The following is a 21,668-nucleotide window of genomic DNA, read 5'->3' on the forward strand; positions in this document are numbered from 1 at the left end:
TCTGTCCCCTTTATTAAAAAGATTATCCCAACTCCCATTCTCATTCCCCATCCGGATACAACAGTCTTCCCAGGATCGGATTTACATGAAGCAATGTCTCACATTCTTTGATTTTTTGTTCTGCATCAGTACTGTTTTTACCGGTTTTCACCGCACGCAGCAGTATATTCTTCGGCGTATGCTCCATATCAATAAATTCCAAGACTTGTGTGGCATATCCGAAAGCCTCCAGATACTTTGCCCGCAGCCCGTCGGTCACCAGAGCGGCAAACCGTTCCTTTAAAAGGCCATAGTCCATGACCGGAGCCAGATCCCTGTTTTCTATCTGCCCATTTAATTCATGCTGACAACAGGGGACTGAAAGAATCACCTTTGCATTCCAGCCAATGGCTTTGCTCAGCGCATAATCTGTCGCCATATCGCAGGCATGGAGCGTTACCACCATATCGACAGATTGTACGCCTTCATAGTCCGCAATATCCCCCTCCAGAAATTGCAGTTTGTCATAACCGTACTTTTCCGCCAGCCGATTGCAATTCTCAATCACATCCCGCTTTAAATCAAGGCCGATGATGCGTATATCATACTGCTGTATTTCGTGCAGGTAATGATACATCGCAAACGTCAGATAAGACTTCCCGCAGCCAAAATCCAGAATAGTAAGCTCACGCCCCCGGTCAAGCTGAGGCAGAATATCCTCAATAAACTCCAGAAAACGGTTAATCTGCCGAAACTTATCAAACCGGGCTTTGACAACGCTCCCATCGCCGGTCATCACCCCCAGATCCTGAAGAAACGGAACCACCGTCCCCTCCTGCAGAATATACTTCTTACTTCGGTTATGCGATAATTCCGGCGCCTTCACCTCCGCAGCCTGTCTCTTCCTCTGAATCGTAACTTTTCCCTTCTTACTCACAAGAACCGTATAATTCATTGACCTCGTCGTCATCTGCATCTGCCGGAACGCCGACATATACTCCACGATCCGCCTGCCCGCATCCTCCGCCGTCAGATTCTCATGGAACGCCTGCGTCTCCGTGAAAGATTCAAATTGAAAATAAAGGCTTCCCTTCTTTTCCACCGGCCTCACCTTAATCTTCAGCACCCCATCCTTCGTACGAGGATTACTAAGAATCCCCTGAATAAAATCTATATTTAAAATATCAACCAGTAATTCCTGTAAAGATTCCATAAGCACCTCTTAAATCAACCATCATTCGTTCCTACCTAATTGTAAAGCAAAACACCGGATGGTGCAAGAAACACTTCCTGATTGGGTACACTTTATATTATCAGTATCCTCAAAAAGCCAAAACATATTAGAAAAAATGAGAATATTCTGAAAAAGGAACGCAAAGGGGTCAGACCCCTTTGCAGCAGGGTCTGACCCCTTTGAACACTTCCCCGATTTACTTCACCCGAGGAAACTCTATCGTTACTTTAAACAAATCGCCGTCCAGATAAAGTCTGAAATCTCCTTCCTGCATTGTTGTCAAGCTCTTAGCAATTGACAGGCCCAGTCCGCTGCCTTCCGTGCTTCTTGAGATATCACCTCTGATAAAACGTTCTGTTAGTTCATCCGCAGAGATATTAAGAGGCTGTTCGGAAATATTCTTCAGAGAGAAGCCTACATTCTCCTCCGTCACCCACAGATCCGCATATACACGTGTTCCGGGCATTGCGTACTTGGCGGCATTGTTATAGATATTCTCCAGTACACGCCACATCCGCCTTCCATCCACGTGAATCATTGCCGGCCCGTCCGGCAGGTTCTGTATCATTTCCAGGTTCTTTGCTGCGAATTTTTCTGCAAACTCCCCGGCAGTCTGATTGATCATCTCCACCAAATTGACGTCCATGAATTCCAGGACAATATTCCCGCTGCTCACTTTGGATGCTTCCACAACATCTTCCGTTAATGTTTTCAGGCGCTGCGCCTTTGCCTCCAGTATATCGAGATAGCCCTTTATCTTTGGATCATTAAAATTCTCCCGCTTTAACAAATCTACATAGTTGATGATGGATGTCAGCGGGGTCTTAATATCATGGGACACATTTGTGATCAGATCGGTCTTCAGACGTTCACTCTTCATGCCCTCTTCCACAGCCCGCTGCAAGCCGTTGCCGATATTATTCACCATCTCGGCCATCTTCAAGTCCCCGCCGTTAAGGCGGTCCAGCGGGATCTGATAATCCACGTTGCCTGATGCAATCTCCCGGATTCCTCTTTTTATCCTGCTCTTCGAAACAGCCCCTCTTACTACCAAAAATACGGCGGCCGCCTCTGTCAGCAGCATGAGGATAAAAAAGCCGGAAAAACCTCTAACCCCAATTGCCAGCCAGTGTATTACCATAAAGACACCCAATGAGAATACTGCCCGGAATGTTACATTACGGTTCAGCCAAAACTCTTTTAAAAACAGACAAACACTCCTCAGCAGGCTATTCCTCCAGACGGTCCCTGCCTTAATTCTGCGCACAAGGCTCAGGTAACCAAACAGGAAACACGCCGTAGTGAATGCCGCAAGTATTCCCATTAATATTAAATCAGATAATCTCAAATAACTGCCATACCCTCTGTATGCCATATTCGTAAATAATTCCCACGAATAGCTGCCATCCGGATAAACCGATGTATTAGAAAGTGATCCGATACCGCCCCACATGCTTCCTAAAAAGGTGACAGGTATCAGCCATAACAGGATAACAAACGCCGCACCCAGTTCCGTCTTCCACCTGTCAAACAGATTCAGGTGGACTTCACCGTCCTTGCCGCTCCTTCCCGCTATCAGTGTCATCCATATCAGGATTACAAGGAATAAGATGGAGCAGATTGTACTTCCAGCCGCCGCCAATCTCATATGAGGCGCATAGGTATCATAATCCTGTGCATCCGCATAAAATACGTCCTGTATTGGAAAGTTTGTATCCACAGCCGCCGCAAAAATGCAGTCTGCCTTTTGTCTGTAATTGTAGGACTTCACCATAGAACGCCATTCATTGGCAGAAATATCCATATTCGTCTCAAACTCTGCCAGTTTCGGCCTTACAATCAAATACTTATTGCTGCCGCCGGCCTTCATCTGTTCCAGATTTTCTTTTACAGAATCGTAATCCCGGAGATGGCTGTTATTTGTATATACTTTTTTCGCACTTTCATCTACAAACATGTAAATGAAATTCGTGTTCCCTTCTTCCCATGTATCTCCTGAATAAAGGTATCTGTCAACCTGGGATGACAGCGTACTCAGAATGTTCTGCAGATAGCCGTATACCCGGGACAGTTTCCCATTGAGCTCCGGCGATTTGTTTACCACCTCTAGAATATTGGCAGCCCCTGCCGGCGTATACTTTTCCCGCAATGCCTCGCTGAATGTCCAGCAGTCCGTATACACCGTGATACCATCGGTATTCTTAATTGCCATACTATTATAATAACCCGATGTATAATATCCGTTTTCCAGCTGATTCATAAAATCTTCAGATGTAATTCCTTCGACTTCCAGCCTCAGTTTATTATCCTCAATCAGAGACTTAAACTCTCCCGTATAATAATAATGATAAGTTCCGTCAGGCTTCTCGCAGACAACCACACCATTGTCATCGTAGCTGGCCCCTTCCTCCGTGTACTCGCTGCTCCAGTTCACGAGGTCCTCCAGGGTGTATGCCAGACCGCTTTCATTCTCCCCGTCTATTACTCCGTTCTTCGCAAAATTTATAATATCAACCAGCTTTTCGGGATTATATTTGCCGTCTGTCTCAAAATTATTCTTCATAGCAATGCCTTCCATGACATCCCATGTGGCACTGGATACTAAATTCTTAAAACTCGCGGATTCTTCATATGGCTTGCTCGCAGACTTCAGAAAACTATCGCTCCCTCTGCTTCCGAAAAAAGCCAGCATGATTACCATGCCAAGAACGGCTGTAACTACCGTAAGGTGGGCAAGCAGCAGCAGAATCCCTTTCGTCACCGGCTTTTTATACCAGTTTTTCATATCGCTCCTTCCTAGAGTTTTTCTATCTTATACCCAACGCCCCAGACGACCTTCAGGTATCTGGGCTCCTTCGGGTTGATCTCAATCTTTTCCCGAATATGCCGGATATGCACGGCAACCGTATTGTCCGCTCCGATTGCATCTTCATTCCAGATCGATTCATAAATCTGGTCTATAGAAAAAACTCTCCCCTGATTTTTCATTAATAATAATAAAATGTTATACTCGATAGGTGTCAGCTTCACAACCTCTCCGTCCACGGTAACTTCTTTCAGATCATCATTAATAGCAAGGCCGCCAACCTCATACACCCGCTCGGACTTTTCCTTAACACTGCCTCCGAGCTGGGTATATCTGCGCAGTTGAGATTTGACCCTCGCTACCAGTTCCAATGGATTAAATGGTTTTGTTACATAATCGTCGGCGCCGACGTTCAGTCCCAGAATCTTATCCGCGTCCTCAGATTTAGCGGACAGGATAATAATCGGGATGCTGTTGTTCTCTCGAATTTTAAGGGTGGCTCTGATTCCGTCCAGTCTGGGCATCATGACATCCAGTACAAGCAGATGCACTTCCTGCGATTCAAGCATCTTCAATGCCTCTGCCCCGTCATAGGCTTTCAGTACATGATAGCCTTCCTGGGATAAATATATCTCGATTGCTTCTACGATTTCCTTATCATCATCACAAACTAAAATATTATACATTTTTCATCACCTCCCTTACAGTATACATGATATCTGTGATTTTTTAAGACCCATTGGGGAAAATCTTATATTTTTCTTAAATTATTATTCATCTTCTTCCGCTTCCGGCCGCCCCGGCCCTTATCTCAAAGCCTCCCTCTCCACCTCACTCGTCCAGGTCCTGTTAAAAGCCTCAAGCCCCACATGGTGATAACAGGATGCCGCCAGGTACTCTTCATAATATCCCCGGTACTTTCTGCATCTGCTGGGCTGTCCAAGCAGATGCAGGGCGTTATTCTGCTGATTGGCCGCGGCATCCTTTGTGATGCCGATTGCCTCTCCCGTTTCCCTAAGCGTTTTCTGGTCCAGAAATCTGCAGCGAATCACTGCAGCCTGCTTTTCCTCAAGGCATTCCACTGCCTCCCAGAGCATTCTTTTCATATTCTGATAATCCAGCCGCCGTACAGCTTCCTCCTCCAGATCCTCTTCGGAGGCGATGGTCTCCTCCATATCCAGACCGCTGTCCTCCTGCCCCAGAGGTTCACTCAGACTGTATATCTTCTCCATATCCGCACTTTTTCTGACCGCCTTCAGCTTTTCCCGGCTGATCTGAAGCAGAGCGCATAAAGTATCATCCTCCGGTTCTGAGCCATAATATTTACAGTACTCTGCTGCCATCTTCCTGTATCTGCGGACCCAGTCCCTCGCGTGCGTGGGAATACGGACGGTCCCGCAGCAATTTTCTATGTAGCGCTTCATTCCCTGTTTAATCCAAAAGGCGGCGTAACTGATAAATGGCACCTCCTGGTCAATGTCATAGTGCCTGACCGCTTCACAAAGAGCAAGATAGCCCTCCTGCATCAGATCCTCTAATTCCGCCCTGCCCGGCCCCGCAAAGCGCCGGCCCATCATTCTGATAAACGGTTCATTCTGCTGCCAGAGCAGGAGCATATTATCCGCCTCATCTACCCCTGCCTGTATTCGTGCTGCTAACTGCTCATTTAACATAATCCCATCCGCCTCCTGTCATATTTGCTCCTCTTACACCGCATTTTTGTTAATACCCCGGACAATCATAAAATTTGAAAGTCCGGGATACTCTCACAAATAATATCCTATCCACGGCTCCACGTATTTTATAGATTCATTTCGAATCCATAAAAATCATATCATATTCGATTTGAATCGTCAATATATTTTTATTATTCATTTTGAATCTATTCAAACACCACTTAATATGTTATAGTTTTGAAATAGATAGAAAAAAGGTGGGATAAAATGTCTGTTGGAGATCATATTAAAAATGCAAGAAAGAGCGCCGGGCTGACCCAGAAAGAGCTTGCGGAAAAATGCGGAGCAGCCGAGATCACAATACGCCAGTACGAGTCGAACAAACGGGAGCCGCGCAATGAACAGCTTATGAAGATCGCCCGGATACTGAATGTGGAACTTTATGACTTACTAGGTTATACTGCACCGGAACAAAAAGAACACGTGAAAAAAGCCAGAATCCAGGTTCTGCAGGATAGGTTGGAAGAACGGGAAAAGAAAACAGTTTCTTTAGAAACACAAATCACACGGAGCCAGGAGACCGTGCTCCAATATATGGAGTCACTCAATGGGAACGGACAGGCTGAAGCCATCCGTCTGGTCGAACTGCTGACTAAGATACCTGAGTATAAAAAAGAGAGAAGATAGGCCGCTGTCCCAGAGCGTATCTGAAAATTCATTATCGCAATATACCTCCCCGCTTCACGGTCTATGGTCCGTGAATAGTAACCAATTTTGCTCCTGAGACATATAATAAAATGATAAGTATAGCCACTTTTTATATGGCAAAGGAGTTTTTTTATGAGCACACGAGGACTAGATGTCAGTGAATTTCAAGGTACTGTAGACTGGGAGCAGGTAAAAGCTGCCGGATATCAGTTTGCCATGCTCCGTGCCGGATACGGTTTCGGCACTTTAGATCAGCAGTTTCAGAGAAACGCCGCAGAATGTAACCGAATTGGACTCCCTATCGGCGTATACTGGTTCTGCTATGCCATCAGCCCTGAAACGGCCCGCCAGGAGGCTGACGGCTGTATAAATGCAATCTCTTCCTATCGTCTGGATTATCCGATATGCTACGATATAGAACAGGCAACGGTAAACTACGCCGCTCAGAACGGAGTGACACTTACCCCATCCCTTGCGACGCAGATTGTCCGGAGCTTTTGTGACAGAGTGGAAGAACGCGGCTATTATGCCATGTTTTATAGTAACCGTAACTTTCTGAATACCTATTTCCCGGCCGATCTGTCTGACCGCTACGCATTGTGGTATGCCTATTATAACAGCCAGTTCGACGGCACCAACTGCGGAATATGGCAGTTTACGGACCAGGGCAGTGTTCCCGGGATCAGCGGCAATGTAGACCTAGATACAGGCTTTATCGATTATCCTGCCGTCATCCGCAAAGCCGGCCTGAATCATCTTGACGGAGGAAGCAATCCTGCACCGCCGCCCGTTCAGGACTACATTACGTATGTGGTACAGCCCGGCGACACATTAAGCGGCATAGCAGCACGCTACGGCACTACCTATCAGACGCTCGCCGCACTGAACGGCATTACCAATCCAAACCTGATTTATGCCGGCCAGACGATCCGTATTCCGGAGGACGGCAGCTCCACCGCACGCTACTACACCATACAGCCAGGGGATACACTGAGCGGAATCGCACAGAAATTCGGTACTACGGTCAGCGAACTGCAAAGGCTCAACGGCATAAGCAACCCAAATCTGATCTACGCCGGGAATACGATTAGAATCTCATAAGAATGTTTTTAGAATTTGGTAATAATTTTTCCACTTCTTTTATAGAAACGACATACTTTATGCACATTTATCTCTTATAATAATACTCAGATAGTTGATAAACAACTATCTCCCCCCTCATAAAGTAAAGGTATTCTGAAATGCACAGAATGCCAACTTTACTCTCATTCCTTTAGATAACTATAAAAACAACGAAACCCCTGTAGCCGATACTGCAGGGGTTTTCGCTGTCTATTGTGCTTTTTACGCGTGTCTTTTCTCACGCCTTGCAGATCCTGCAGGACAGGTTTTCGCCGTATATTGTGCTTTTTCTGCCGGCTCCCTGCCCATTGTTTATACTTTTAAATCTGCACATTCCAAAAAGAACTCCCTTAAGATAGAAAAGACATATCAGCCTCCAAAACTTCTAACTACTGCCCCGCTGATTACATCCCCGATCAGTTCATAACCTTTATCCGAGCAATGAACCATATCTTCTCCCGGAACCGCTCCATAAACGCACCATGTTCTCCTGTTAATCCCCGATGTTTTCCACAGGTTACATACCGGAATACTGTTATCTGCGGCTACTGCTTCCATAATCTCCGTCATTTTTTTCAGGGATCTTCCTGACCCAGGCGGATACTCCTCATACCCATCCGCATTAATATATGAATATTTCCCTACACAGTGCGGTGTGACAATCAGAATTCTGCAATCCAAATTGCCGGCCTCCTCCAGGCGGTCGTAAATGATATCAATGCAATATTGCAGTGCCGCTGCTGCGTCAGTATCCACCCTGTCATTATATCCCGCAAAAAAAATAACCAGATCCATTTCCGCCAGAACTGAGGCAGACAACGGGGGGAGTACGCCCTCCGCACCGACTCCGCCGTCCACAATCTCCCGCATTTTAAGGCCGCCTTTGCAGTGTCTGTACACCCTGCAGCCCAGATTTTGCCTTAACCGCTCCGTCCATACGCCTGCCTGCGTCAGGCTGTCTCCCATGCAGCATACCCTTTTATTCTTCCATTTTTCTGTCATCAGCATATTTTGTACCTCCTGCACGCTTTTCTATCTTTCAGAAATTCCAATTAGATCAATCATTCATCATCGGTCCCGTTTGTTACTCTAGTCTGATCTCAACCATCTGATGCCCTTCTATCTTTTCGACTTCAAATTCTACATATCCATCCTTTTCTTCATAAGCAATCGGTTTATTCTCCGGGACAAGCCGCATTCCCTTCATATGGCGCCCACCCAAATGTACTCTGAACTCCGTATGGTATAAAGGAATCACATCTTCAATCGTATAAATTTCCTCCGACCTTTTTTCCGGAATATAGTGGAGCAGATGCAGTATTTTACAACTCTCTTCTGTTTGATCCGGCCTATCCTGTGTCTGTTGACTCAATATACACAGCAGGCTGGACGGACCGTTATGGGAAACCATTTTATTTCCACAGAATCTCTGTATCGCATCACTCACCATAACTTTACACCATTTCGGCGCATTTTTCCTATAAATCCCAAACACAGGATGTGCACAATAAATCACATTTCCCTTCTGAAACAGTTCCCCTTTTCTCTCATAATCCGGGGTAGGTGCGTGTTGATGGCTGCAAAAGCGAAGCCCCTCATGGCCGGTCAAACCCTCACTGGACGCATTTCCAGTTCCCCCTGACCATGTGCCCCTGCTGCCCCGTTCAAACCACGGACGAATTTTCTCCATGATTACATTCGCAGAATCAGCCTCCGCATCCATTCCTCTCTCATACATTACAAAGGGCTCTTTCGGAAGCTCCTTCCCAATCGTCTCGTTCGGCAGTACAAATTCCCGGCTGTACTCTGATTTGTTAATATCACGGATCCCATACAGCTCACTTTCGTCCCCCTTGATACACGCGTTAAAAGAGGCAAAAACCGCTCCCCCCTTCTCCACATACGCGTTAAGTTTCCTCTCCAGTTCCTCTGAATAGGGGAGCTCATCCGGCAAAAGAAGCAGCGGATACGCTTCAAAGCATTCCTCAGGATCAATCAGCGTGAATTGATACGCCATCTCCTGCAGCATATGCACTGCGCCGATCAGTGATTTGGGCAGCTCTCTCCCATCCAGAATCGGATTCAAAAACACATGCGGTGTAAGCACCGCTATCTCCGCCTCCGGGTATGCACCGCGGCAGTACTGCTCCTTCTGTTCCACACTTTCATAGACGCTGCCGATCAAATCATAGGTCGCTTCCGACAATTGCCCCCACGGATGAAGCTGGTCTCCCACGGAGCAGCCCGCTCCCATGGCAAGCATATGGAAACATTCGAATTCCAGCGCCGCTTTATTTTTCAGCGAATGGAAATCCCCCCACGAAGTGTGGAACTTCCCTGTCATCCCGATCATTTCTTTTCCAAAATGCCCAGCATACCTTGCCATAATTGGGAAATGGTCATATCCCCAGTCCCCGCTCGGCAGTGATTCCAGTTCCAGGTGGCTGTAGGTGTCAACGGAGCGCTTCATGACCAGATCCACGCCCGGATCATTATAGAAGATCGTGGCATTCGGCGCACTTTCCCGAATCAAAGCCGATATCTCGCTCCGGAAACGATTCAGCGTTAGCTCTGCAAAATAAACCCGGTCTGTCCGAAGCTTGGGATTCAGCCCTTCCTCCAGCATTAACCGCCGGCAGTCCTTACAGCAGCATTCTGTCTGGGACATGATATCCATAAATATTCCATCCAGATTCTCTCTTCCAACCACCTCAATGATATCCCTCAGATGCTCTTTAAAAAACTCCCGGTAGCCACTATTCAAACATATGTCATAGTAAAAATGCGGTTCTGGCACATTTCCTTTATCCACCGGACTACCATGCTCATCGCGGCACAGCCACTCTGGTTTCTCACGGATAATCCGCTCGTCCCATCTTACGGTCGTATAGACTGGCACGCGGATCCCACGTTTATGGCATGCTTCGATCTGTTCCTGCAAAAGATTCCTGTTTACGAGATTCGGATGTATCAGCTCCGGATGATTCACGGACGGATAATACAGCCACCCATGATGGCACCTGGCAAAACACGTTACAGAATCCACGTGCGCTCTTTCCAGCCTTTCTGCAAACCTCTCCGCATCAAAATCTTTTCCAATCTCTGTTATATACTGACTTGTATGAAAATCCATATGTACCTGTCTGTATCTTAATTTTTCCATTTTACATCTCCTTCTGCTCTGTATGTTTTTAGCCGCCTTTCTAGTCTGTTTCCTTTATTTTGCAGCTTGCTGCAAATCCGCCCTTCCGGGGCATGGTTTTTGGTGTTTTCTTTGGCATACCTACTCCTTCACCGCCCCTGCGGCAAGCCCGCCCTCTACCTTTTCCTGGAACAGCATATAAATGAACATCGGCAGGGCTACCGTAATGACGATTGCCGCCATCATCAGCCCATATTCGGTGCCTCTCTCCCCATTGAAATTAAGAATCCCAAGAGCCACCGGCTTCAAATCATTATCCTTAATAAAAATCAGCGGAAAAATAACATTATTCCACGCGTTCAGAAAATTAAAGATAGATACCGTAGCAATCGCCGGCTTTGTCATCGGCAGCATCACCTTCCAGTAGATCTGGACATAATTTGCCCCATCCACCAGCGCCGCATCTTCCAGGGAACGGTTCACCCCCCGCATAAAATTGGTCAGGACCAAAATACTAAATGGCAGCCCAAAGGCAACATATACCAAGATCAGTGCCGGTATATTATCGGAAAGATTCAGCTTCCCAATCATATAGGATATCGGTACCAGCACCGTATGCATCGGAACCATCATCCCGATCAGGAAAAAAAGCATGACCCCTTTACTGATGCGAAGCCGGAATCTGGATAATACAAATGCAGCCATAGAGGACAGGATCCCCAAAACAATCACCGTGATTCCCGACTGTATGATACTGTTCAAAAAATACCGGCTCATCCGGGCTCCCTGCCACGCATCTATATAATTTGACCACATTGGCGTTTTGGGAAGTGCAAATGGAGCGGCGAAGATCTCCACCTTTGTCTTCAGTGAAGACATCAGCGTAAAAAGCATCGGCGCTGCGAACATCACTGCCATGACCGACAGAAAAATATATACTCCAACCCGTTTTTTCTTCATCGTTCTCCCTTTCTCCTAATCGTTTTTCTTCATCTTTGCCTGAATCAGATTCGTTGCCAGGGTTCCTGCAAGACAGATCAAAAGGATCACAATCCCGATGGCGCTGCCCTGACCATAATGTTTATATTTGAAAGCTTCATTGTACAAAAGCGTAGTGGGCAGATTAGTCAGCCCGTTCGGCCCTCCGCCTGTCATCGCATACACCAAATCAAAGACCTTTACCGATCCCATGATATCAATTAAGATGCAGACAAAAATCACATCCTTCAGCATCGGTACCGTAATGCAAAAAAACTTTTTGACTGGACCGGCGCCATCAATTGCAGCCGCTTCATACACATCCTCCGGGATCGACGTCAGTCCGGCCAGTAAAATCACCATATAATAGCCAATACCAGCCCAGATATTCACAAAGATGATCGAATTCATAGCCGTGCTTTCATTGACCAGCCATGGAGCCATCATATCCGAAAGTCCGATCACATCTAAAAACGCGTTGATTGCACCCGTAGGCATGAATATGAAATACCACATCAGGCCGACAGCCGATAACGGAAATACCGTAGGCACAAAATACATGGCTTTAAATATGCGAAACCCTCTGCACCTCGTGTTCAGAGCCACTGCCAGGAGCAGAGCAGCCGGAGTGTGGAACACGACACTGAAAACAACCATCTTAAACATGTTCTTCAGCGCAAGCAAAAAATCCGGGCTTTTAAATATAGTTTTAAAATTTTCCAATCCGGCAAACTCGATTGCAGAACCGGCAATCCCGTTCCAGTTCGTTACCGAAAAATACCCCGCCTGCACCAACGGAATAATCTGGAACGCGGTATATATCAACACTGCCGGAAGCAGAAAAACTAAAACCGTCAGTATATCCTTCTTATTTTTAATTTTGAGCATTTTCCTCTCCTTCCTCATCCAGTGGGCGCCCGCGCACCCTGCCTTAGGGTATGCCCAGAGGTATAAAACGAGCCACCCTCCGGGAACGCGGGCCCAAGCCGCATCTCCCGGACAGATGGCTTTCATTTATTGTGCCGCATCCACTTCTGCCTGAATTTCTTTTGCCGCATCTTCCGCCGATGCATTGATAAACATACTCACAATAGAATTCCTTGTCCGGTCCATCATAGAAGGGATCGGGTCAAAATCAAACACATCTACTCCGATACCGGTATTATTCTCACAGAGTTTGATATTGTCCGCCAGAAGCCTTGGAACCTTTGACTCATCCAGATCGATGTCATTTCTCGGGATCAGAACGCCTGCCTCCTCGGAAAATCTCTTGGCCGCATCTTTATCAGTCAGCATCTGGATCAGCTCCATTGTCAGATCCAGCTCTTTTCCTTCAAGCTGACCGCTGACCATATAGGAACCAATTGTCTGCATATTTTCATTTTTAAACTCTGGCTTTTCCTCAAAATACGGGAAATTTGCAGTCTCAATCTGATCAGAAACCGGGGTCAGCGTCTCATCCAAAAAGCTGTCACTGTTCCAAAGCCCGGTCAGAACCATGGCTGCCTGTCCCTCCCGGAACTGGGTGAGCGCCATCTCATCGGTAAGACCAGCCGCATTGGGGTCAAACGCACCTGCATCGATCAGATCTTTCACAAACTGCAGAGTCTCTACCACCCCCTGATCCGTCCAGTTCATTTCTCTGCTTCCAAGCTCTTTTGCAGCATCCGTTCCCAGCCATTTGTAAAAAATGGAATCATGCAGATGACCAGCCATATAAGTGGACTGCGCGCCCATTGCAATCGGAATTACGCCCGTCTCTTTGAGTTTTGCAACAGCGTCCAGCAGCTCGTTCCAGGTCTCTGGAAATTTATCGATCCCGGCCTTGCTCAGAAGCTCCTTATTATAGTAAAAACTAATCGTACCGGATTCCATTGGAATTGCATATACCCCATCGTGACCCGGAACTTTAAAGTAATTCAGCGCGCCCTCTGTGAAACCTCCGCCCCATTCCTGGTCTTTTTCCAGATAATCTGATACGTCCTTAATCAGGCCGTTATCAATATAATCCGCCAGATTGGCAACACCCTGAATCCGGAAGATATTTGCCATATCGCCGGAGGCAATATCAGAAGCAATCAAATTATTAAACGCACTTTCCTCACTTTGAGAGTTATCCACAATCTCAACCTCTGGATGTGCTTCCTTGAATTCGTCCAGTATCTCATTGTAGATCTGCGTCTGTTTGGAGGTTCCTGCAATTCTTGTTAAGATACGGATTGTCACCTTATCCTCCGTTTCTTTCCCCTTATCCGCAGCTTCCTTACTACCGCTTGTGCATCCTGCTAACATTGTCGCCCCAAGCGCTGCCGCCAGCAGCATGGATATGACTTTCTTCTTTACATGTCTTTGTCTTGCCATCATAATTCTCCTTTTCTCTCCTATGTTTTGTCATAACTATTAACCCGCCGGGATGTACCCCGGCTGCTTTATGCTGTTATTCTAACCGCAAACCAGGCATATTAAAATGGACAAAATCTAGGCGGCATGTACATTTCCACGGTAAAAAAATAAACCTCGTCCGATATTCTTGACATATGAAAAAGATACATATTATAGTAATTTTACCACTACAGAAAGCAGGGGTATATATGAAGATTCAAAAACGGGAGGCCCCCCTCAAAACCAAATTTTTTCTCTCTATGTGCAGCCTGACCACCTCCGTGACCGTCCTGCTCCTTATTATCATGTCCCTTATTTTTTACGGCCATTTTTTCTCTGTACAGGCGGAATCCTCCGCCCTGCAGCTGAACGCAGTGAACAAGCAGCTGAATTTTTATCTGGATTCTCTGGACAATTATTCCAGAATGATGATCAGTGATACCATCATACAAAAAAATGTCATCAAGTATGAAAATTCCAGGCGGAAATACGCGAAGGCTGCAAAGGGGTCAGACCCCTTTGAACTATACACGGAGGCGGACCGGACCCTCCTGCGCTCCGAGATGCGGAAGTTTCTTCAGACAATTCCCTATATTCACTCCGCAACCATTTATGCGGATGATTATACTTGTATTGCTTCAACCGCAACCGCTTTATATCCCGCGCCTCTCAAGGCCATCGGCACGGAGAGGCAGAGCGTTTATGCCATTACCCAGAAGTTTTCCAATTTCAACCTGAAGACCGAGATACAGACTTTGTCTCTGCTGCGCCCTTTTTATGAGATTGCAACCGGAAAAAGACTTGGCTATATTGAGATCTCCATTTCCGAACAGGATATCGCGGCGCTATACTCGGCCAATACCTCAGAAACCAGTAAACTTCTGATCACAGACCGGTCGGGGAAAATTGTAAGTACAGACGGCACCTATGCGTTAAATAAAACCTTTGCTCCCATCACGAATCAGGGGGGCAGCATTCCAAAGCAGTTTTACACGGGAAATGGGTCTATCTGTTTTGTCTCATACATCCATGATTTGGACTGGTTTATTGTAAATGAAGTGAAACTCTCCGCCTTTTTCCAGCCGCTGTACCGCATTCTTATGATAACAGTACTGATTTATCTGCTGTTCCTGGTATTTTCCATGGTGATATCCAGAAAGGTCAGCGAAACGATTACAAAACCGCTGTATCTCCTGATAGCACATATCCAAAAGGTAAAGCAGGGAAACTGGAGTCCGCTGAACAATGCTCCCAAAGACGTGGATTTTCATCTTTTATTCCAGGAATTTGACAGTATGCTTTTGTCTCAGGAACAGCTCACCCAGGATCTGATTGTAGCCCAGAAGACCAAAGACAAATTATCCCTGGATCTTCTGCAGCAGCAGGTGAATCCACATTTCCTTTATAACACACTAGACAATATTGAGTCACTGGCCGAACTGGATGAAACGGCGCTTCTTATCCGGCTTGTCTCAAACCTGTCCGAATTCTATCGGCACAGCTTAAGCGGCGGTAATCTAATCGTCTCCATCGCAGATGAGCTGGAACTGACACAGGCATATGTCAATATCATGCAGATCCGCTATGTGGACAAATTCTCCTTTACTGTGGACTGTCCCGGGGAGATCCGGGCTCGCCGCTGCCTGAAGCTGCTTTTGCAGCCAGTCATTGAAAACAGCATTTATCACGGCATAAAAGAGTTGGACGGCTTTGGCCATATCACAGTGCAGGTGCTGATGTATCATTCCGACATTAAATTCGTGATTGAAGATAATGGCCCGGGCATACTTGAAGAAGCTTTCAATCTTCAAAATATTTCCGGGGAAGGGCATTTTGGTATCCAAAGCATACAAAAACGGATTCAGATGTATTATGGTGATAACTATGGACTTACCATGCAGAACAGGGAACAGGGTGGTCTTAGAACTATTATCATAATACCGGGAGAGGATAGGGCAGAACATGAGCTATAAGATTATTGTTGCAGACGACGAATTTTATATTCGCAAAAAACTACTAAAGATTATTGATTACGTCGGGCTCCAACTGGAACTGGCTGGTGATTTTGAAAATGGCCAGGGCGTTTTGGATTATCTGTCCGGGCATCACGCCGACATCGTCCTTCTGGACATCCGTATGCCAAAGGTTTCCGGCCTGGATGTAGCACGGTTTATACACGAAAATCACCCGGAAATTAAGGTCATCATCCTCTCCGGGTTCAGCGATTTTGAATATGCCCAGACGACGCTTCGCTATCAGGTATTTGATTATCTTTTAAAACCCGTAGAAGCGGATACTTTAAACACCACTCTCGAAAACTGCATCCACAGAATAGAGGAACGCAGGCAGGAGCAAAACCGCCTGGACAGCCTTTCCCACTATGAAAAAAACATACGGCTCAACGCGGTTCTGCGTGGAAAAGATACGTTCCATTCCATGCAGGCCCTGTACCGTGAATTTGAAAAGATCCGTTACTCTGCATTCTACGCCTTTTATGTGGACACAGACAGTGCCCCCGCTGCGGGAGAACTGATTTCTGCCCTGCGTGACGAGGAAATAGAGTGCGAATATTTTATTGAGAGCGACCACATTTTTTATATCCAGCTTTTTCTGGAAGATGATGTGCCAGAACCTCTCTGCCGGTATCATTGCAAAAAGTTTTTCCGTGCACTTGCTCAACCTCATTTTTATTATTTTGGAGAACTTTTTAAGGCAGACACAGACTGGCTGCCTTACAGGAAACAGGCACTAAATCGGCTGGACGATCGTTTTTTCTCTGCTGCAGGTGAACTTTCTTCTTCTGCTGTGAACCAGGTTTTTGATGAGACGGCCTCCCCCTCAGACGGCACTGTCGGCATCGATTCCATCCGGCAGTCCCTGACACGCTTTCTCAACGCCGGGGACACGGCCGGATTCCTGAATTATATGGAAACCTTATTTGGCTCGATTGTAATGACAAAATCCTCTGATTACCTCCATCTGGCTGTAATGGAAATATGCAGTGTTTTCTCGATTTTGTCCTCTTCCCGGAAAAACTGCCGCCCTCTCCCGCGGGATTATGCACAGTCTATCATAGCGGAGGAATACCAATTAGAAGAAATTCTGGCTACCTTAAGCGGCTATGGAATGAATTATATGCAAAGCGCCGACGCGGTTCCGTCGGACATTCGTCTCAGCCAGGGTATCATCAATTATCTGTTGGAGCACTACCAGGAACCGTCATTAAGCGTCGCAAATCTGGCAGAGCATTTTAACCTGACGGTTTCTTATATGGGCAGCGTATTTAAAAAGGTAAATCATACTTCTATCCTGCAGTTTCTCACGACCTTGCGCATAACAGAGGCGAAGAACCTGCTGAAAACCAGGCAGTATAAGGTTGCCGAGGTTGCAGAAATGGTCGGCTATACGGATGTCTTCTACTTTAGTAAGCGGTTTAAAGCATTGTGCGGGCATTCACCGAAAGAATTTATGCACCTTTCGCATTAGGAGAGCCATAATAAAATCAAGCTGCCTCCTGCTCAAACAACAGCAGATCAAAACCCCCGCAGCCAATCCTGCGGGGGTTTTCATTGATATACATTCCGAATTCTCTCAATACCTGAACTATCCGAAATAATTTACTTTCTGTTAATACATATTACCTTTTTTTACGTCTCCTCATCAGGAATACTGCCGCTGCACCCAGAAGCATACTGCCGCCCAGCACGCCGAGCCAGATTCCAACCATTGCCGTATCACCGGTCTTCGCAGATTTTACCTTCCCGGTTCCCTGGCTAGCTGTTGCGCCGTTTCCGGATGTTCCGGTATTTCCGCTGCTTCCGTTATTTTCATTGCTGCCAGAATTTCCGTTATTTCCATTATTACCGGAGTTTCCATTATTCCCCTCTTTTTCCTTCAGGTCAGCCTTAGCCTGTTTCAACTCCTTAACCGCATTATCCACAGTTTTCTGATCATCTACAGACAACGAATCATCCTCCATTACTCCATTTGCCTTTGCCAAAGCTGTCATATAGACTTCCACGGATGCCTCAGTATAGATATTCAAATCCAGATCTTTCAGGCTTTCCAACAGTTCCTGCAATACAGCTTTATTTGCCTTCAGTCTGAGATTGTCCATCGCTTCGACCAGAGCACTCCAGGCAGCATCTACATCTTCCTGCATTGCATCGCCATTGGCCATGACTGCCTCTGCCCCGGACTTAGCAGCAAGATATTCTGCCTGACCGGCCTCAACATATTTGTTCAGATCAATTAACTGAGTCAGTTCCAGAGCCATCTCCAGATCGGTTTTGTCTCCGGCCAAGAAATCCAATGCATTGATTGCCTTCATCAGTTGTACTGTTGCCTTTGTAACATCCTCTTTCGTAGCCGCATCATTCTCCATGACAGCATCGCCTTCTTCAATTGCTTCCCTGAATAAATTCTGAATGGTTTCGATCAGATCTGCCGTATCTCCATTAGCCACATGTTCTTTTGCTTTATTCAGGAAATATTCCAGCGTCTTCTTGCTAACCGGCTCCGTAACCGCTGTCTCTTCCCACTGTGCATATACAGTTTGAGCTGCGGTAAAGTCTGTCACCTTCTCGCCGCCGGTCTCGGCCGTAAACCAGCCCTTAAAAGTATATCCGTCTTTTACCGGATCAGCCGGCATCTGAATCTGCTCTCCTGCGTTTGTAACAACCGTTGTCTCAACTCCGTCTACTATAAATGTGGTTGTAAATGTTTCTGTTTCTGCCGGTCTTTCAACCTCGCCAAGCACCTTGAAGAAATCAACTGCAAGCTTGCTGCCGTTTTTCTTCACGCCCTTGATTGTATGAATTCCTTCGTTAAGTCCGGATACTTCATAGACTTTTTGCTGGAATTGTGCATTGCCGGACTGCAGGTTAATTGTATCGCACAATTCACCGTCAATATAGATATCCACTTCGCCCATTTCTGCTGTTTTTGCTGTATAGAACTCCACGCCTGTGCCGCAGAATTCGAACTCAAAATAGGATCCGTCATTGGTGGTATAGGTATAATCAGAGTGATAGTAATTTCCGTCATTATTTACATAAGTCCAATCAGCAGTATCGTTATCATTCTGGTCGTAATATTTGGTAAAATACCAATGATCATTGTATGTTTCCATTGGTTTCAGATGGTCGCCGCCCTTTACTACCGCTTTAATGCGCTTCCACTGTTCCATCTGGTCAGGATCAATGCGTCCGAATCTGTTCACTCTTGAATCAGATACAAGAACAGCATTTTTCTCTACATTATTCTTAAACCATCCTGTCACCTGCTCGGTATCTACCGCTGCGCCTTTTTGTCCCCAATATCCATAGAAAGGTACGGGAACACCCATGCTGGACATGAAGAACCACTGGATGCCAAGCTCCTGGCTCGCCCAGCCGTCCATTTGTGAGAGTGCCGGATTCCGCGGGCAGACAGAGTTAAAGTTGGTTGGAGGATGCGCTTCACCGCCTACATAATCTTCATAAGGTACGTTAATCTCATCGCTTCCGCCAAGGCTCAGGGAAAGGATACGATTTGAATTTCCCTTTTTCAGTGCGTCAACCCATGTGTGCCAGTTGTACTCCTTCGTGGGAGCATAAGCTGCATTCGGGTTCGCATTTGCATTCGGAGTCAAATCCGGATTCACTTCATAAGTATTTCCACGCATAGAGTTTTCTGAAGTCCACATTCCGTCGATCCACCATCCGGCCAGATATTCCCCATAGTGTTCAGACCAGTATCCCAGGACTTCCTGCCATTTTTTGAGTGTTTCCTGGGTAGGCGGTGTGTCCGTATTTCTTGTCTGGCCAAATGCATCTGTAATTCCATAGTCCCCGTCATGCGGATTGGTTGCAGCATCAAAGTTCGGTCCAAAGTTTCTGTGTGCCCGGAACGGAGGGCAGCCTACCGCATAAAACATCATCTTAATCCCATGAGGTTCCAGTGCCTTTGCAATCTCCATCGGCAGGTCTCTGGCCGTGCTGGACGGCGTTCTCTCACCCTCTTCCACCTGCGCATACTTGTCATAAACCGGATTATGCGCATTGAAAAATCCATCGTGCTGTCCGATTGTAAAGATCACAAAGGAAGCTCCGGTTTCCAGAATATCTTCTACATAAGCATCTACATCAAAGCTGTCGAGGTAAGCATCCCAATTCTCTTCAGGTTTTAATTTTTCATCTTCATTTGCTGCCGCCAGAGTGATATAATCGTGCAGGAAATGATGCATGATTCCGTATTTTCCGTCTCTGAACCATTTTACTTCCTGATTGCCTTTATTCTCAATAGGCCCTACAGGCTCTGACATGACAGGCTCACCTTCCGCATACTTTTCATTGACCGGCGTAACCATTGCCTTTAGATATCTGTCCGTATAATAGCTGATTAAGTAGATATCCTTTGTCCGGATTCCTTCCAGCTTTGTATATTCCCCGTCCTTGTCTCCTGCAGGGGAAATCCACCATTCTATTTTTGAACGGCTTTCCACTTCTCCGTCGGTATCCTCATAATCATAATTCACTGTCAGACCTGCTTTTACATCCGGAGTTCCTTCAACTGTAACATTTGAGACTGACGGCGGGTTAGGGTCATCGTATTTGGCTACCACATACTGCCCGTCCCTGGTCACTCGATTGTAGGTCACCGCCATGTCAATCGTCTGATCAGAGCCCACGGCTGTGACCGGATCAAACTCCAGAGTAACCTGAAGCCCGTCCACCGTACAGTTGATTAATTCCACCGGTTTCGTCTGAGTAGGGTCTACCACCGAGTTGTGCATGGTTACAGCAAAATCTTCTATGACCGGCTCTTCTGTAAAATCCTTCTCAAAGTCAAGAACTAGTTTTCCATTCTCCGCAGTCAGGGTAAATGGATTCATATTGTACTCGTACTGTGCCTTAATCTCTTCCGAGCTCAGAGTAGAATTATATATTTTCAATTCATCCATGGCTCCCTTAAAGGGCCTTCTCTGTGAAGCCACCTTATCTCCGATCAGCAGAGACTTGCCCTCTGTCTGAAGATTACCGGTACGACCATTCACGGTATCCTGCCCTACTTCTTCCCCATTAATATAGAACTTTAAGACATCTCCGTCTGCCGTCACCGCAACATGCTGCCATTCTCCGCCCTGCAGGGATCCGTACATATTCTCGCGACCTGCGCCGTCATTGGTTCCATGCTGAAAATACAGCTTACTGTTATGTTCGCCTAGAATCCAGGAATTCCGATATGAATTTTCTGTCTGGCGGCTCAGAATCGTCATAGAAGTGCCTGTCCCCACAGAATCTGGATAAATCCATGCCGAAAATGTATAATTGGGCTGTACATTAAAATCAAACGCCGCCGAGGACTCGGGGACATAGATCTGCGTACTGCCGTCAAACTGCAGCGCATTCCCGATCTCCCCCTTCACAAACTGTGCCGTTCCTTCAATATCAAAAGGCGTCTGGCTGGCACTGTCCAACGCGGCATTTCCGGATTCCTCGTCAAACCCCAGCTGCAGTATCGGCTGCACCAGGTCTTCGGCCCGCACTTCCCGGGTCAGCCCCGGCAGACCAAACGAAGTTCCCGTTACGGCAACAGCCAGCAGTAAACCCGTTGCCTTCTTAGAAAACTGTTTTAAACTCTTTTTCACCTTACTCTTCC

General features: G+C 46.5%; 14 protein-coding genes. 4 read left to right on the forward strand and 10 right to left on the reverse strand.

All coding sequences use genetic code 11. From position 1 onward, the window contains the following. Window positions 1-40 precede the first annotated feature (40 nt). From MWG26_RS21670 to MWG26_RS21685, 4 genes are all read right to left on the reverse strand, one after another. Window positions 41-1,192 (reverse strand): class I SAM-dependent methyltransferase, encoded by a 1,152-nt coding sequence (locus MWG26_RS21670; protein WP_025653710.1) that lies wholly within the window; start codon window positions 1,190-1,192, stop codon window positions 41-43. A 217-nt stretch (window positions 1,193-1,409) separates the two neighbouring features. Next, window positions 1,410-3,998, reverse strand: a complete 2,589-nt coding sequence (locus tag MWG26_RS21675) for a sensor histidine kinase (RefSeq protein ID WP_025653711.1) — start codon at window positions 3,996-3,998, stop codon at window positions 1,410-1,412. Between the two features lie 11 nt (window positions 3,999-4,009). Continuing rightward, window positions 4,010-4,705 (reverse strand): response regulator transcription factor, encoded by a 696-nt coding sequence (locus MWG26_RS21680; RefSeq protein WP_025653712.1) that lies wholly within the window; start codon window positions 4,703-4,705, stop codon window positions 4,010-4,012. Between the two features lie 120 nt (window positions 4,706-4,825). Beyond that, window positions 4,826-5,692: a sigma-70 family RNA polymerase sigma factor gene (locus MWG26_RS21685; protein ID WP_025653728.1), complete on the reverse strand. Its 867-nt coding sequence runs from the start codon at window positions 5,690-5,692 to the stop codon at window positions 4,826-4,828. A gap of 270 nt (window positions 5,693-5,962) precedes the next feature. On the opposite strand from MWG26_RS21685, the gene MWG26_RS21690 reads away from it, so the two are divergent. After that, entirely contained in the window at window positions 5,963-6,382 is a 420-nt protein-coding gene (locus MWG26_RS21690) for a helix-turn-helix domain-containing protein (RefSeq protein WP_025653729.1), read from the forward strand. Window positions 6,383-6,535: 153 nt separating this feature from the next. After that, window positions 6,536-7,504, forward strand: a complete 969-nt coding sequence (locus tag MWG26_RS21695; RefSeq protein WP_025653730.1) for a LysM peptidoglycan-binding domain-containing protein — start codon at window positions 6,536-6,538, stop codon at window positions 7,502-7,504. A 390-nt stretch (window positions 7,505-7,894) separates the two neighbouring features. On the opposite strand, the gene MWG26_RS21700 is transcribed toward MWG26_RS21695, so the two are convergent. The 5 genes from MWG26_RS21700 to MWG26_RS21720 form a co-directional block, all read right to left on the reverse strand. Further along, window positions 7,895-8,533 (reverse strand): SGNH/GDSL hydrolase family protein, encoded by a 639-nt coding sequence (locus tag MWG26_RS21700; protein WP_025653731.1) that lies wholly within the window; start codon window positions 8,531-8,533, stop codon window positions 7,895-7,897. Window positions 8,534-8,609: 76 nt separating this feature from the next. After that, window positions 8,610-10,688 carry an alpha-amylase family protein gene (locus MWG26_RS21705; protein WP_025653732.1) on the reverse strand — a complete coding sequence of 693 codons (2,079 nt, stop codon included), beginning with the start codon at window positions 10,686-10,688 and terminating at the stop codon, window positions 8,610-8,612. A gap of 120 nt (window positions 10,689-10,808) precedes the next feature. Continuing rightward, the gene (locus MWG26_RS21710; RefSeq protein ID WP_244062778.1) at window positions 10,809-11,627 is read right to left on the reverse strand and encodes a carbohydrate ABC transporter permease; all 819 of its coding nucleotides are present in this window, start codon (window positions 11,625-11,627) and stop codon (window positions 10,809-10,811) included. 15 nt (window positions 11,628-11,642) lie between these two features. Then, the gene (locus MWG26_RS21715) at window positions 11,643-12,533 is read right to left on the reverse strand and encodes a carbohydrate ABC transporter permease (protein WP_025653734.1); all 891 of its coding nucleotides are present in this window, start codon (window positions 12,531-12,533) and stop codon (window positions 11,643-11,645) included. 126 nt (window positions 12,534-12,659) lie between these two features. Next, complete coding sequence (locus MWG26_RS21720; protein WP_025653735.1) at window positions 12,660-14,006, reverse strand: ABC transporter substrate-binding protein; 1,347 nt, start codon at window positions 14,004-14,006, stop codon at window positions 12,660-12,662. A 230-nt stretch (window positions 14,007-14,236) separates the two neighbouring features. On the opposite strand from MWG26_RS21720, the gene MWG26_RS21725 reads away from it, so the two are divergent. Next, window positions 14,237-16,000: a cache domain-containing sensor histidine kinase gene (locus MWG26_RS21725; RefSeq protein ID WP_181969551.1), complete on the forward strand. Its 1,764-nt coding sequence runs from the start codon at window positions 14,237-14,239 to the stop codon at window positions 15,998-16,000. Then, window positions 15,990-17,513: a response regulator gene (locus tag MWG26_RS21730; protein WP_025653737.1), complete on the forward strand. Its 1,524-nt coding sequence runs from the start codon at window positions 15,990-15,992 to the stop codon at window positions 17,511-17,513. The genes MWG26_RS21725 and MWG26_RS21730 overlap by 11 nt, the downstream gene beginning before the upstream one ends. Before the next feature lie 151 nt (window positions 17,514-17,664). Here the strand turns inward: MWG26_RS21730 and MWG26_RS21735 are convergent, their stop codons facing one another. Beyond that, on the reverse strand, window positions 17,665-21,657 hold the full coding sequence (locus tag MWG26_RS21735; protein WP_025653738.1) for a LamG-like jellyroll fold domain-containing protein: 3,993 nt from the start codon (window positions 21,655-21,657) through the stop codon (window positions 17,665-17,667). Window positions 21,658-21,668 lie beyond the last annotated feature (11 nt).

The organism is Faecalicatena contorta (genome assembly GCF_022835095.1).
In the GTDB taxonomy this organism is placed as follows: Bacteria; Bacillota; Clostridia; order Lachnospirales; family Lachnospiraceae; genus Faecalicatena; species Faecalicatena contorta.